This window comes from Micrococcus sp. Alg238-R198 (assembly GCF_900537135.1).
Taxonomy (GTDB): domain Bacteria; phylum Actinomycetota; class Actinomycetes; order Actinomycetales; family Micrococcaceae; genus Micrococcus; species Micrococcus luteus.
Genome location: NZ_UNRH01000004.1, coordinates 1 through 13,631 on the forward strand (window position 1 = coordinate 1; position 13,631 = coordinate 13,631).

The window sequence follows — 13,631 nt, forward strand, 5'->3', positions numbered from 1 at the left end:
GCTCTGGGAGGCCTGGCCGTACTCGGCGCCGCAGACCGCGTCCGCGTCGGCGGAGAGCAGTGCGTTGATCACGGTCTGCAGCAGGTGGCGCAACAGGTCTGGGGAGGCCTCCCCGAGAGCTTCGCGCAGCAGGCGTTCAGGGTCGACAATGTGTGGAGCGGTCATCGTGGTGATGTCCTTTCGAGAGTGCTGTGGAAGGTTCGCTCGAAGGCTCCCACGGTGACCGCGTCCGTGAAGGGGACGGTGTTGGCGACCGGGGAGGGTTACACCACTATCAGGGACTCAACTGGACCACTTGCGCTCCCGCCGCAGGGCGTGGATCTGGGCGACCAAGACCGGATCGAGCTGGGCAGGTGAACGGTGCGGCCGGCTGGGCAGGTCCTGAAGGCCGGCTTCTCCCTGGGCGCGGTAGCGGGCGACCCAGGTGGCCACCGTGGGCCGGCTCACCCGGAACTCGGCKGCCACGTGKGMCTGCGGGATCCCGTCGTGCAGGTGGCGGTGGACCATCCTGAGACGGCCGGTGGGGGTCAGGGGTGCGTTAGCGTGAGTCATGAGCGGGTCTCTTCTGGCAGGTGGGTTGTTGAGGAACTTCCATCTTGCGGCAGGGGCCCGCTCGTCTCATCTCAGCCGGCGCCCCGTGGCAAGAACCTCATGACCCACAACACCTAGAGGGCACCCCGGACGGCCGGCGTCTCCCGCCCGGACGACGACGGCCCCTCACCCGGGCGGGTGAGGGGCCGTCGTCGACAGCCGGCCGTGTCAGGGCCGACTCAGGGGTCAGTGCTGGTGGCCGGCCTCGTCCTCGTCGGCGGGCTTGTCCGCCACGAGGGTCTCGGTGGTCAGCACGAGGGCCGCGATGGAGGTGGCGTTGGCCAGCGCGGAGCGCGTCACCTTGACCGGGTCGATCACGCCGTCGGCGATCAGGTCGCCGTAGACGCCGGTCTTCGCGTTGAAGCCGTGGTTCGGCTCCAGCTCGGCGACCTTGGAGACCACCACGTAGCCGTCCTCGCCCGCGTTCTGGGCGATCCAGCGCAGCGGCTGCTTCAGGGCCTTGCGGACGATGTCCACGCCCACGGCGGCGTCACCGGTCAGGGCCTGGACGTCGGCGTCGGTGTCGAGCACGGTCAGCGCGTTGATGAGCGCGGTGCCGCCGCCGGCCACGATGCCCTCCTCGAGGGCGGCGCGGGTCGAGGACACGGCGTCCTCGATGCGGTGCTTGCGCTCCTTGAGCTCCACCTCGGTGGCGGCGCCCACGCGGATCACGCCGATGCCGCCGGAGAGCTTGGCGAGACGCTCCTGGAGCTTCTCGCGGTCCCAGTCGGAGTCGGTCGCGGCGGCCTCGGCCTTGATCTGGGCGATCCGGGCCTCGACGTCCTCGGGCGCACCGCCGCCGTCGACGATGGTGGTCTCGTCCTTGGTGACGGTGATGCGGCGGGCGGAGCCGAGCACGTCCAGGTCGGCCTGCTCGAGCTTCATGCCGAGGTCCGGGGAGACGACCTGGGCGCCGGTGAGGATCGCGATGTCCTGCATCATGGCCTTGCGGCGGTCGCCGAAGCCCGGAGCCTTGACGGCCACGACGTTCAGGGTGCCGCGGATCTTGTTGACCACGAGGGTGGACAGGGCCTCGCCCTCGATGTCCTCGGCGATCACGAACAGCGGCTTGTTGGCCTGCACGACCTTCTCCAGCAGGGGCAGCAGCTCCTGCACGTTGGAGATCTTGCCCGAGTTGATCAGGACGTAGGCGTCCTCGAGCACGGCCTCCTGACGCTCGGCGTCGGTGACCATGTACGGGGACAGGAAGCCCTTGTCGAACTGCATGCCCTCGGTGACGTCCAGCTCGGTGGAGGTCGTGGAGGACTCCTCGATGGTGATGACGCCGTCGGTGCCGACCGTGTCGAACGCGCGGGCCAGCAGCTCGCCGACCTCGTCGTTCTGGGCCGAGATGGCGGCCACGTGGGCCACCTCCTTGCCCTCGACCGGGCGGGCGTTCTCCTGCAGGCGCTGCTCGACGGCGGCCACGGCCACCTCGATGCCCCTCTTGACCTCGCCCGGCGCGGCGCCGGCGGCGACCTGGCGCATGCCCTCGTTCACGAGCGCCTGGGCCAGGACGGTGGCGGTGGTGGTGCCGTCGCCTGCGATGTCGTTGGTCTTGGTGGCGACCTCCTTGGCGAGCTGGGCGCCCATGTTCTCGTACGGGTCCTCCAGCTCCACCTCACGGGCGATCGTGACGCCGTCGTTGGTGATGGTGGGTGCGCCCCACGCCTTGTCGAGCACCACATTGCGGCCCTTGGGGCCGAGGGTGACCTTGACGGTGTCGGCGAGCTTGTCGATGCCGGCCTGGAGGGCGCGGCGTGCGTCGTCGTTGAAAGCCAGCTGCTTGGCCATGACGGACGCTCCTTTCGTTCAGGGAGTCAGGGGGTGCGGGGACGCGAGGGGCCCGGGGCGCGCGCACCGGTGCGGTGCGCGCCGCTCACCGGGCCCATCGCGGCGGGGTCACTTGGTGACGACGGCCAGCACGTCGCGGGCGGAGAGCACCAGGTACTCCTCGCCGCCGACCTTGACCTCGGTGCCGCCGTACTTGGAGTACAGCACCACGTCACCCTCGGCGACGTCGACCGGCACGCGGTTGCCGTTCTCGGCGACCCGGCCCGGGCCCACGGCCACGACCTGGCCCTCCTGCGGCTTCTCCTTGGCGGTGTCCGGGATCACGAGGCCCGACGCGGTGGTCTGCTCGGCCTCCAGGGGGCGGACAACGATGCGATCCTCGAGGGGCTTGATGGAGACAGACATGCTGCACACTCCTTCTTCGTCGACGTGCGGCTCCGGCGGGCTCGCCGGTCCGCTGATGCTGTGGTCTGCGGGTGCGCCACGGGCGTCAGACCCTCCGTCGTCGCGGTGCCGGACGGTCCACCTCGGGCATTGGCACCAGGTACCCCCGGGTGCCAGCCCCGATTCTACTCCGGGTTTTGGCACTCCTTCAACATGAGTGCCAGCCGTGTCCCCGCCGTCCGCCGAGGGCGGAGGTCGGTGGCACGATGCGGTGGGGCACCGTGGGGCGGCGTGGGGCGGCGGCGGGCGGGGCGGGTTCCGGGCCCAGGAGCACACGGAGTGGTCACGACTGCGGCCGGGATCCTGTCCCTCCCCCACTCCCCACCCTCCCCCCTCCCCCCTCCCCCCTCCGTGGGCAGAAACCGCACCCCCGCCCATCGCGTGGGCAGCATCCGCAGGTTTTCGGTCTCCGTGGGCAGAAGCGCCCTCTCTTCTGCCCACGGATGTTGCGTGGGCGGAACTCCTCGCAGTTCTGCCCACCGAGCCATGACGACGTCGTCCCGGCGGGACAACCGGCCGCCGCCGAGTCCTGCACAGCCGGCCCACCCCGCGCCGGTGTGCACAGACACGCGGCCCGCCCGGCCGTCGTCAGGCCGACCGCGTCAAGGTCGACCCATGTCCTTCGCCCCCGATCTCCCCCTCGTCCCCGTCTTCACCACCCGCGACGTGCTCGAACGCGGTCTGCCGCCCAGCCGGGTGCGGCGGTCCGACGTCCTCCGCCTCGCCCGCGGCATCCACCGTCGCCGTGACATGCCGCTGCGCACCTGGGAGTCGGCCGGGCTCCCGCCGCCGCACCACGGGGTCGGCCTCGACCTGCTGACCGCCCTCCTGCGGTCCCGTCCCGACGCCGTTCTCTCCCACGAGACGGCGGCGCACCTCCACGGCCTCCCGCTTCCCCCGGGCGGGGCCACGCGACGCGCCGCCGTCGAGATCACGTTGCACCGCGGCACCGCACGGGCGCGGATCCCCGGCATCATGGAGCACCGCAGACCCCTGCCCGCCGGCCACGTCACCTCCGTGCTCGGGCTACGGGTGACGACGCCGGAACGGACCTGGCTCGATCTGTGCTCGATCGGCCACCCCTGGGACGAGGCATCCCTCGTGTCGGCGGGTGACCACCTGGTCCGTCACCCCTGGTCCCCGCGCGGCCGGCGGCCTCCCATCACCACGGTCACCGCGCTGCACGAGGCGATGCGGCCGCTCGGGCGGTTCGTCGGAAGACCGCGGGCGACGGCGGCGCTCGAGCGCGTACGGGTGGGTGCCGACTCACCGCAGGAGACCCGGTTGAGGCTGGCGCTCGTCGAGGCGGGGCTGGGCGAGCCGACGCTGCAGCACGTGTTCGACCCCGGGCGGCGGGACGCCCCCGAGGCCGATCTGTGGTTCGAGGACTGCCGGCTCGTCCTCCAGTACGACGGCGAGGTGCACCGGAGTGCCGAGCAACACGCCCGGGACGCCCGGCGAGACCAGTACTACGCGGAGCGTGGGCAGATGACCCTGCACGTCACGGGCCGGGACGTCGGCGAGGGATATGCGCGGGTGATCGAGGCCGTCCTCAGACGACGGGCACAGGTCTCGAACGGCTGGGATGCCTGACGTCGTCGTCGCGTATGGCCCTGCCGTCCATGCGCAGGGGTTCCGTGGGCAGAAGCGAGGGTGCTTCTGCCCACGGAACCTGGAAACACGCGGGTTCTGCCCCCGGAAGGCGAGACCCGGCGGGTTCTGCCCACGGAACGCTCGCGTCGGCCGGGCACCCGACCCCCGCCCGGACCGACCCGGGCCGACCTCACCGTCGTCCCGCTCAGTAGTACACGGCCAGCGGCCCGTGCGGTCCGTCCACCACGCTGCAGGGGGTCTTGAAGATCCGCTCCAGCACCTCGGGGCGCAGGATCTCGGCCGGGGTGCCGGTCTCCACCACCTGGCCGTCGCCCATGGCCACGATCCGGTCGGCGTAGTGGGCGGCGAAGTTGATGTCGTGCAGCACGATCACCACGGTCCGGTTCAGCTCGTCGGCGGCCCTACGCAGCTGCTGCATCATCTGCACCGAGTGCTGCATGTCCAGGTTGTTCAGCGGCTCGTCCAGCAGCACGTACTCGGTGTTCTGCGCCAGCACCATCGCCACGTACGCGCGCTGCCGCTGGCCGCCCGAGAGCTGGTCGAGGTAGCGGTTCTCGAACGGGCCGAGGTTGAGGAAGTCGATCGCGTCGGACACGTGCCGCTCGTCCTCCAGGGTCAGCCGGCCGCGCGTGTACGGGTAGCGCCCGAACCCCACGAGCTGTCGCACGGTCAGCCGCGTCACGAAGTGGTTCTCCTGCCGCAGGATGGACAGGGTCTGCGCGATCTTCCGGGACGGCGTCGTGGTGATGTCGTGCCCGCCCACGGCGATCGTCCCGGCGTCGGCGTCCTGCAGCCGGCCGATCATCGTCAGCAGCGTGGACTTGCCCGCCCCGTTGGGCCCCACGAGCGCGGTCACTCCCCCGGCCTGGATGTCCAGGTCCACGGGCCCGATGCACACCTCATCGCTGTGGCGCTTCACCACGCCGCGCAGCTCGATCACAGACGTCCCTTTCTCATCACGACGACCAGGAAGGTGATGCCGCCGATCAGCTCGATGACCACCGTGACCGCACCCCCCGCGTAGAACACGTGCCGCAGCACGAAGTAGGCGCTCGTGAGCACCGCGTACCCGGCCAGCGCCGCCACCGGGAGGATGAACCGGTGGTCGTGGGTGTCGACGAGGCTGTACGCCAGCGTCGCCACGAGGAACCCGAGGAACGTCATCGGGCCCACGAGCGCGGTGGTCATGGCCATCAGCACGGAGACCAGCAGCAGCGTCACCATGAGCTCGCGCCGGTGGTGCAGGCCCAGGTTGGTCGCGGCGTCGGCGCCGAGCGCCACCGTGTTCAGGCGGCGGGAGCGCAGCCACAGCAGCGCGCACACGACGACGGCGATGGGCGCGGCGATCGCCACGTACTCGGTCCGGGCGTTGGAGATGTTGCCGAAGAGCCGCGCGCTCAGCAGGTCGAACGAGTTCGGGTCCAGCAGTCGCTGCATGAACGTGCTCAGCGCGGCCAGCCCGCCGCCCAGCACCACGCCCACGAGCAGCATCAGATGGACGCTGCCGTAGGGCCGGGAGAGCAGCCACGAGTACAGGGCCGTCGCCAGCGCCACCATGAGCGCGGCCTGGGCGAGGAACGGCCCCACCCCGGTCAGCACCGCGACGCCGGCGGCTCCCAGCACGTACACGGCGACGGTCGACACGGCGGTGTAGAGCGCCTCGAACCCCATGATCGAGGGCGTGATGATGCGGTTGCCCGTCACCGTGTGGAAGCTGACGGTCGCGAAGGAGTGGCACAGCGCCACGATGCCGATCACGCCCAGGGACTCCACGCGCATCCGCGCGATCATCCAGAACGCGCGCGAGCCGGGCTCGGCCTCGTTGCCCCACAGCAGGATCCCGGCGGTGGAGAGCACGGCGACGGCGGCCAGCACCGCGACGACGACCGCATACCTCCGGCGGTCGGCGGCGGTGACGAACGCCCCGGACCGGCGCGGGGCGTCGGCGTCGACGGGCCCGGCCGCGGTGGCGCCGCCGGGCGGGGCGGGGAGGCGACCCGGGGCGGTCGCGAGCGGCTCAGCCATGCTTGGCCTGCCTCAGCAGCAGGGCGAGGAACACGATCGCGCCCACGAGGCCCAGGATCAGCGAGATGGGCACCTCGAACGGGGCGATCACGGTGCGCCCGATCAGGTCGCAGACGATCACGATCCACACGCCGACCATGACCACCCAGGGCAGGTTCGTCCGCAGGTTGTCGCCGCGCACCATGGACACGAGGTTGGGGACCACGAGCCCCAGGAACGGGAGGGCCCCGATCACCACGGTGACCACGCCGGTGGCCACGGCCACCATGGCCACGCCGGTGAGGATCACGGCGTCGTAGTTGAGGCCGACGTTCGTGGCGACGTCCTTGCCGAGGCCGGCCACGGTGAAGCGGTCCGCGATGAGGAAGACCGCCACGCACACGATCAGCACGAGGAAGAGCAGCTCATACCGGCCGCGGACCACGGAGGTGAACGAGCCCGCGAACCACGCGCCCACCTGCTGCAGCATGTCCGTCTGGAGGGCGAGGAACGTCGACGCGGCGCCCACGACGGCGCCGAGCATGATGCCCACGATCGGCACGATGAGGGAGGACTGCAGGCGCACCCGCCGCAGGAAGAGGAAGAACACGAGGGTGCCGACGAAGGCGAAGAGGATGGCCCCGACCATCCGGGTCACCAGGCCCGCCCCCGGCACGAGCACCATGGTCACCAATAAGCCGAGACCGGCCCACTCGGTGGTGCCCGTGGTGCTGGGCTCCACGAAGCGGTTCTGCGTCATGAGCTGCATGATCAGCCCGCACATCGCCATCGAGGCGCCGGCCAGCACGAGGGCGACCGTGCGCGGCACGCGCGTGATGGCGAACATCTCGCGTCCGCCCTCCGCGCCGACGTCGTACACGCCCACGAACAGCGAGACCACGATGAGGGCCGCGGTCACCACGACGCCGACCAGCAGCGGCCAGGTGCGCTGCCAGCGGGTGCGCTCGGGCCGCAGGACGGCGGGCGGGACCCAGCACACGCGGTCGCCCCGCCCCGGCTCCTCGAGCCGGGGCGGGGCGTCGGCGACGTGGTGACGCACGTCGAGAGTCACTGCGCGCCTTCGAAGGCCTTCGCGAGGTCCTCCATGACGGTGGTGTGGTTCTGGATGTCCTCGGCGACGTAGAAGTCGGCGGGCAGGTAGACGATGTTGCCCTCCTTCACCGCGGTCACGTCCTGGAGGGCCTCGGAGCGCTCGATCAGCTCGGCGGCGGTGGCGTTCTCCTCGCCGATGGCGGCGTCGCGGTCCATGACGATCAGCCAGTCCGGGTTCGACTTCGCGATGGCCTCGACGGAGATGTCGTCGCCCTGGTGGTTGTCGGTGCCCGACTGCTCGAGGGCCGGGGTCAGCTCCAGCATGTCGAAGAACGGGCCGATGGCGCGACCGGTGCTGGGCGCGACGTACGACAGCTCTCCGCCCGAGGCGATGAGGCCCATGACGGTCTGCTCGGGGTCGTAGGCGTCCTTGGCGCGCTGGGTGGCGGCGTCGAAGTCGGCGATGAGCTTCTCGGCATCGGCCTCGTGGCCGGTGGCCTCGCCCAGCAGGGTGGTCAGCTCCTTCAGGCCCTCGTCCATGGGGGTCTGCGTGACGTCGAAGTCCGTGTCCACGACGGCGGCGTCGCCGGTCAGCTCGTCGATCTCGGCCTTGCGCTCGTTGAACCGCTGGCCGTTGAACACGACGTCCGGCTCGGCGGTGACGAACAGCTCCATGTCCGGCTCCCGGTGGTTGCCGATGTCGGCGACCGAGTCGTCCTGGAGGTAGGAGGGCCCGCCCTCGCCCTTGTACATGATCTGCTTCGGCGCGGCCGACAGCTCGACGCCCCAGTCGTCCAGCGTGCGGAAGGTGCGGTTGTCCGTGGCGATGACGGAGTCGACCTCCTCCGGCAGGGTGACCTCGGCGCCGGACATGTCGGTGACGGTGACCCCGGCCGCGATGCCGCCCGAGGCGGCCGAGGAGCCGCCGGCGGCGCTCGCGGAGGCCGAGGACTCGCCGGAGGCGCTCGCGGAGGACGAGCCCGTGGCCGCGCCGCCGGCGGAGCAGCCGACGAGGGCGAGGGCCGCCACCGAGGTCAGGGCGAGACGGGCGAGGCGGGGGGCGCTGACGGAACGCGGCATGGTTCTCCTTCTGGGCGGCGGGGCTGCCCCGGGATGAGCAGTCGGGGTGGTGGGCGCGCTCTTGTGGAGGTGAGCCTTGCCTCAGTTGAATACCGTACACGAGGGTGCCGTAATCCCCAACGGGGGTTCGACGGGCCCCGCGGCCCGCGGCCTCGAACCCCGTCAGTCCAACGGCGTGACCTCGAGGGCGAACCGCGACCGGCCCACGCGCGCCAGCACGAGGGTGGCGTGCCGTCCGGCCCCGCCACGCCGGCCCGGCTTCGCCCCGCCGAGGACGGCGCGACGCACCTCCTCGGGCGTCTCGCGGATGCCCCGCTTCTTCACGTCCAGCCGGCCCACCCCGGTCTCCTTCGCCCAGCGCCGCAGGGAGGCCAGGTGGAAGTCGTGCACCGCCTCGATCCGATGGGCGCGGGCCAGGCCGTCCCGCACCGGCTCGGGCGCGACGAGGTAGGCCAGGTGGGGGTCCAGCTGCCGCGTCGGCACGGGCCAGGACGCGGCCAGGTCCGTCACGAGTCCGGCCCGGATGACGGCGCCGTCCGGCTCGTGCAGGACCGCGCCGACGAGCCCTGCCATGCCCTCCTCCCCCACGGCCTCGACCTCGGGCGAGTCGCCGAAGTCCGCGCCGGAGACGAGCTGCGCCGTCGTCGTCTTCCCGCCCCGGACGGTCATGACGCGCGCCGCCCGCCGCACCCCGGGGCGGGCCGCCGCGTTGAACCACAGGGCGGCCTCCACGACGTCGCCGTCGACGCTCACCCACTCGGCCTCGGCGCCCTCCGGCACGGCCTCGTGCGGGAGCCCCGGGCCGAGCTTGACCCCGACCGGCACGCCCGTCGCGGCAATGTCCGTCACGACGCTCAGGGGCGGGGAGAACGCCTCGGGGTCGAACACGCGCGCGGATCCGCCCCCGCCGACCTGACGGCGGGCGGGGTCCAGCCACACCGCGTCCGCCTCGGCGGGCACGTGGGCGCGGGCCCAGGCCACGGCGTCGCCGTGCACCACACGCGCACCGCGGAGGCCGGCGAGGTTCACCTCGGCGGCCGCGGCGACGACGGCGTCCCGCTCCACCGCCACGACGTCCAGGCCCCGGTCGGCGAAGGCGCGCGCGTCCAGGCCGAGACCGCAGCCGAGGTCGGCGACGCACCGGGCCCCCGCGGCCGCCAGCCGGTCCGCGTGCAGGCCCGCGACCAGCGGGCGGGTGGCCTGCTCCAGGCCGTCGCGGGTGAACAGCATCCGGCGCGCCTGCCGCCCGAGGCGGGCCTCCGCCCGGGACCGCAGCGCGGCCTGGGTCAGCGCGGCGGCCACGCGCTCCGGAGGATGCCCGGCCGCACGCAGGCGGGAGGAGACCGCGAGCGCGTCGGCCTCCCGGTACCCGGCGAGGGAGTCGAGGAGCGCGCGGCCCTCCGGCTCGAGGACGGGGGTCAGGGCAGTGGCGTCCGCCTCCGAGGCGGCGGCCGTGGGGCGCGGCGAGCGGGAGCCGGGGCGGGGACGGGCCATGCGCCCCACCCTAGGTCCGAAGCGTGGACACCGGGCGCAGACCCGGCAGGGGCTTCTAGGATGGGCGGCATGACTCTGCCCTTCGCCGACTCCGCGCAGTCCACTCTCGGAATCGAGTGGGAGCTCGCGCTCGTGGACGCCGTGTCCGGCGAGCTGCGCTCCGAGGCCCCGGACCTGCTGCGCGCCCTGCATGTGACCGAGGGCCTCGCCGAGGACGACGTGAACCCGCACATGACCAGCGAGCTCCTGCAGAACACGGTGGAACTCGTCACGGGTGTGCACGAGCGCGTCGACGCCGCGACGGCGGACCTCGGCCGGATCGCCGCGCGCGTGGCCGACGCCGCGGCGGCGCGGGGCATCTCCCTGTTCTGCCAGGGCACGCACCCGTTCGCGGACGCGATCGCGCAGCCCTCGACGCCCAGCGAGCGCTACGACCGCATGCTGGATCTCACCCAGTACTGGGGTCGGCAGATGCTGATCTTCGGCGTGCACGTGCACGTGGGCCTGGACGACGTCTCCAAGGCCATGCCGGTGGTGAACGGCCTGGTCAACCGCGTGCCGCACCTGCTCGCACTCTCGGCCTCCTCCCCCTTCTGGGCGGGCACGGACACGGGCTACCAGTCCCAGCGCACCCTCCTGTTCCAGCAGCTGCCCACGGCCGGCCTGCCGTTCCAGTTCCAGGAGTGGGAGGACTTCGAGCGCTGCGTGGCCCAGATGGAGCAGGTGGGCATGATCGCGGACGTCACCGAGTGCCGCTGGGACGTGCGGGCCGTGCCCCGCCTGGGCACGGTGGAGATGCGCGCGTGCGACGGCCTGGCCACGCTCGAGGAGATCGCCGCCGTGACCGCCTACACGCAGTGCCTCGTGGATGACCTGTCCGCGAGCCTGGAGCGCGGCGAGACGGTCGAGGTCCTGCCGCCGTGGCACGTGCAGGAGAACAAGTGGCGCGCCGCCCGGTACGGCATGGACGCCACCGTGATCGTGGACGCCCGGGGCACCCAGGTCCCGCTGGCGGAGCACCTGCCGGCGGAGATCGAGCGACTGACCCCGGTCGCCGAGCGGCTGGGCTGCGCGGCGGAGCTCGCCGGCGTCCAGGCGATGATCGACGACGGTGGCGCCGCGCGTCAGCGTCGCGTGGAGGCACAGGCCCTGGCCGGCCCGCCGGCCGCGGGTGAGGACACGGATGACGCGGTGGCCCCGTTGCGCGCGGTCGTGCTGGACGCCGCCGCCCGCACCCGCGCGTCGCTGGACGGCCGCACCGGCTGAGCGGCCGCTCCCCCGGCGAGGTGGCGGCCCTGCCGCGTCTCCATGCTTCCCCCGGCCCGTCCGGCGCGTCTACGGTCGCACCATGCGAGCACTCACATGGCAGGGAAAGCGCAACGTCGCCGTCGAGGACGTCCCGGATCCGCGGATCCAGGAGCCGACGGACGCGATCATCGAGGTCACCTCGACCGGCATCTGCGGGTCGGACCTGCATCTGTACGAGGTCCTGGGGCCGTTCATGGACGCGGGGGACGTGATCGGCCACGAGCCGATGGGCATCGTCCGCGAGGTCGGGTCCGAGGTCACCCACATCCGGCCCGGTGACCGGGTGGTCGTGCCCTTCACCATCTCCTGCGGGCGGTGCTGGATGTGTCAGCGCGGGCTGCAGTCCCAGTGCGAGACCACCCAGGTGCGGGAGCAGGGCTCCGGCGCCGCACTCTTCGGCTACTCCCGGCTCTACGGCTCCGTCCCCGGCGGGCAGGCCGAGCTGCTGCGCGTGCCCCACGCGGACTACGGCCCCGTGAAGGTGCCGCACACCGGCCCGGATGAGCAGTGGCTGTTCCTCTCGGACGTCGTCCCCACCGCCTGGCAGGGGGTCCAGTACGCGAACGTCCCCGACGGCGGCACGCTCGCGGTGCTCGGCCTCGGCCCCATCGGCCAGCTGGCGGCACGCATCGGCGTGCACCTGGGGTACCGGGTGATCGGCGTCGACCCGGTCCCCGAGCGCCGCGCGATGGCGGCCCGGCACGGCATCGAGGTCCTGGACGCCGACGGCGGCGAGGCCGAGGTGCTCCGCGAGCGCACCGGCGGCCGCGGCCCCGACGGGGTCGTGGACGCGGTCGGCATGGAGGCGCACGCCTCCCCGGCGGGGCATGCGGCCCACACCGCCGTGGGCCTGCTGCCCGACGCGCTCGGCCGGGCGGCCATGAAGACCGCCGGCGTCGACCGCCTGAGCGCCCTCCACACCGCGATCGACGCGGTCCGGCGTGGCGGCACGGTGTCGCTCTCCGGGGTCTACGGCGGCATGAAGGACCCGATGCCGATGCTCACCCTGTTCGACAAGCAGGTCACCCTGACGATGGGCCAGTGCAACGTCCGTCGCTGGGTGGACGACCTGCTGCCCCTGCTCGACGACCCGTCCGACCCCCTCGGCGTGCTCGACCTGACCACGCACACCGCCCCGCTCGAGGACGCGCCCGCCCTCTATGAGACGTTCCAGAAGAAGGAGGACGGCTGCATCAAGGTGGTCCTGAAGCCGTGAGGATCGTCGTCCTGGGCGCGACGGGCAACGTCGGCACCGCTGTCCTGCACCGCCTCCAGGCCGCGGACGAGGTGAGCTCGATCGTGGGCGTGAGCCGGCGCGGCCCGGACCGGGCCGGAGCGCCCTACGACGGCGTCGAGTGGCACCGCCTGGACGTGGCGGAGCCCACGGCGGCGGGGCGGCTGCGCGAGATCGTGGCCGGCGCCGACGCCGTCGTCGACCTGGTGTGGGTGATCCGCCCCAACCGCGACCGCGACCACCTGCGCGCCGTCAACGTGGCCGGCAACGAGCGGGTGTTCCGGGCCGTGGCCGAGGCGGGCGTGCCCCACCTGGTCTACGCGTCCTCGGTGGGCGCGTACGGGCCCGGGCCGAAGGGCCGCGCCGTGCCCGAGTCCCATCCCACCACCGGGGTCCCCACCTCGCACTACGCCGCGCAGAAGGCCGAGGTCGAGTCGATCCTCGACCGCGTGCAGGCCGAGCACCCCGAGCTGCTCGTGACCCGGCTGCGCCCCGGGCTGATCTTCCAGTCCGCCGCCGGGCCCGAGATCAAGGACTACTTCCTGGGCGACCTCGTCCCCGCCCGGCTGGTCGCCCGCCTGCGCACTCCGGTGCTCCCGTTCCCGCGGGGCCTGCGATTCCAGGCGCTCACGGCCCAGGACGTGGCGGACGCGTACTGGCGCGTGATCGTCCACCGGGCGGGCGGCGCCTTCAATGTGGCCGCCGACCCCGTGCTGGACGCGCACACCATGGGCACCGTCCTCGGGGCGCGCCGCATCCTGGAGCTGCCCGTGGGCCTATTCCGCGCGGCCGCGGCGCTGAGCTACCGGGCACGGCTGCAGCCCACCGACCCGGGGTGGGTGGACATGGCCGCAGCGGTGCCCATCATGGACACCACGGCCCTGCGCGCCGCGACCGGTTGGTCCGAGACCACCGACGCCCGGGAGGCGGTCCGCCTCGTGCTCGACCATCTCGACGGTGCCGAAGGTCTGGGCAACGCCGGGCACCGCTCGCACTCGCCCACGGAATGAGGGCG

General features: G+C 72.6%; 11 protein-coding genes and 2 pseudogenes. 4 read left to right on the forward strand and 9 right to left on the reverse strand.

What is annotated here, in order from left to right:
* The 4 genes and pseudogenes from G6R13_RS05015 to groES all read right to left on the reverse strand — a co-directional run.
* Window positions 1-165: pseudogene (locus G6R13_RS05015) on the reverse strand (IS256 family transposase); the annotation flags it as partial.
* A 120-nt stretch (window positions 166-285) separates the two neighbouring features.
* Window positions 286-552, reverse strand: a pseudogene (locus G6R13_RS05020) (leucine zipper domain-containing protein); the annotation flags it as partial.
* 225 nt (window positions 553-777) lie between these two features.
* Entirely contained in the window at window positions 778-2,385 is a 1,608-nt protein-coding gene (groL, locus tag G6R13_RS05025) for a chaperonin GroEL (protein WP_036340907.1), read from the reverse strand.
* A gap of 108 nt (window positions 2,386-2,493) precedes the next feature.
* On the reverse strand, window positions 2,494-2,790 hold the full coding sequence (groES, locus tag G6R13_RS05030; protein ID WP_002857590.1) for a co-chaperone GroES: 297 nt from the start codon (window positions 2,788-2,790) through the stop codon (window positions 2,494-2,496).
* Window positions 2,791-3,444: 654 nt separating this feature from the next.
* On the opposite strand from groES, the gene G6R13_RS05035 reads away from it, so the two are divergent.
* Window positions 3,445-4,422, forward strand: coding sequence for a hypothetical protein (locus G6R13_RS05035; protein WP_126860060.1), 978 nt, complete (start codon window positions 3,445-3,447; stop codon window positions 4,420-4,422).
* 205 nt (window positions 4,423-4,627) lie between these two features.
* Here G6R13_RS05035 and G6R13_RS05040 read toward each other — a convergent pair whose 3' ends face one another.
* The 5 genes from G6R13_RS05040 to G6R13_RS05060 form a co-directional block, all read right to left on the reverse strand.
* Window positions 4,628-5,383: an ATP-binding cassette domain-containing protein gene (locus G6R13_RS05040; protein WP_163721145.1), complete on the reverse strand. Its 756-nt coding sequence runs from the start codon at window positions 5,381-5,383 to the stop codon at window positions 4,628-4,630.
* Window positions 5,380-6,468 (reverse strand): iron chelate uptake ABC transporter family permease subunit, encoded by a 1,089-nt coding sequence (locus G6R13_RS05045; protein ID WP_163721146.1) that lies wholly within the window; start codon window positions 6,466-6,468, stop codon window positions 5,380-5,382. The genes G6R13_RS05040 and G6R13_RS05045 overlap by 4 nt, the downstream gene beginning before the upstream one ends.
* Entirely contained in the window at window positions 6,461-7,519 is a 1,059-nt protein-coding gene (locus G6R13_RS05050) for an iron chelate uptake ABC transporter family permease subunit (protein WP_163721147.1), read from the reverse strand. Before G6R13_RS05050 ends, G6R13_RS05045 begins: the two co-directional genes overlap by 8 nt.
* On the reverse strand, window positions 7,516-8,580 hold the full coding sequence (locus G6R13_RS05055) for an ABC transporter substrate-binding protein (protein ID WP_102708506.1): 1,065 nt from the start codon (window positions 8,578-8,580) through the stop codon (window positions 7,516-7,518). Before G6R13_RS05055 ends, G6R13_RS05050 begins: the two co-directional genes overlap by 4 nt.
* Before the next feature lie 162 nt (window positions 8,581-8,742).
* Window positions 8,743-10,074, reverse strand: a complete 1,332-nt coding sequence (locus G6R13_RS05060) for an SAM-dependent methyltransferase (RefSeq protein ID WP_163721149.1) — start codon at window positions 10,072-10,074, stop codon at window positions 8,743-8,745.
* Between the two features lie 69 nt (window positions 10,075-10,143).
* Between G6R13_RS05060 and G6R13_RS05065 the strand changes: the two genes are divergently transcribed.
* From G6R13_RS05065 to G6R13_RS05075, 3 genes are all read left to right on the forward strand, one after another.
* The gene (locus G6R13_RS05065; RefSeq protein ID WP_144825584.1) at window positions 10,144-11,340 is read left to right on the forward strand and encodes a glutamate--cysteine ligase; all 1,197 of its coding nucleotides are present in this window, start codon (window positions 10,144-10,146) and stop codon (window positions 11,338-11,340) included.
* An 82-nt stretch (window positions 11,341-11,422) separates the two neighbouring features.
* Window positions 11,423-12,598, forward strand: coding sequence for a zinc-dependent alcohol dehydrogenase (locus G6R13_RS05070; RefSeq protein WP_123243870.1), 1,176 nt, complete (start codon window positions 11,423-11,425; stop codon window positions 12,596-12,598).
* A complete protein-coding gene (locus tag G6R13_RS05075) occupies window positions 12,595-13,626 on the forward strand; it encodes an NAD-dependent epimerase/dehydratase family protein (protein WP_036315887.1) in 1,032 nt (343 codons plus the stop codon). The genes G6R13_RS05070 and G6R13_RS05075 overlap by 4 nt, the downstream gene beginning before the upstream one ends.
* Window positions 13,627-13,631 lie beyond the last annotated feature (5 nt).

What these genes read in the sequence shown, in the direction of transcription:
- groES (WP_002857590.1), bottom strand. Translation starts at nt 2,790, where the DNA reads ATGTCTGTCTCCATCAAGCCCCTCGAGGATCGCATCGTTGTCCGCCCC.
- G6R13_RS05045 (WP_163721146.1), bottom strand. Translation starts at nt 6,468, where the DNA reads ATGGCTGAGCCGCTCGCGACCGCCCCGGGTCGCCTCCCCGCCCCGCCC.
- G6R13_RS05035 (WP_126860060.1), top strand. Translation starts at nt 3,445, where the DNA reads ATGTCCTTCGCCCCCGATCTCCCCCTCGTCCCCGTCTTCACCACCCGC.
- G6R13_RS05060 (WP_163721149.1), bottom strand. Translation starts at nt 10,074, where the DNA reads ATGGCCCGTCCCCGCCCCGGCTCCCGCTCGCCGCGCCCCACGGCCGCC.
- groL (WP_036340907.1), bottom strand. Translation starts at nt 2,385, where the DNA reads ATGGCCAAGCAGCTGGCTTTCAACGACGACGCACGCCGCGCCCTCCAG.
- G6R13_RS05055 (WP_102708506.1), bottom strand. Translation starts at nt 8,580, where the DNA reads ATGCCGCGTTCCGTCAGCGCCCCCCGCCTCGCCCGTCTCGCCCTGACC.
- G6R13_RS05070 (WP_123243870.1), top strand. Translation starts at nt 11,423, where the DNA reads ATGCGAGCACTCACATGGCAGGGAAAGCGCAACGTCGCCGTCGAGGAC.
- G6R13_RS05065 (WP_144825584.1), top strand. Translation starts at nt 10,144, where the DNA reads ATGACTCTGCCCTTCGCCGACTCCGCGCAGTCCACTCTCGGAATCGAG.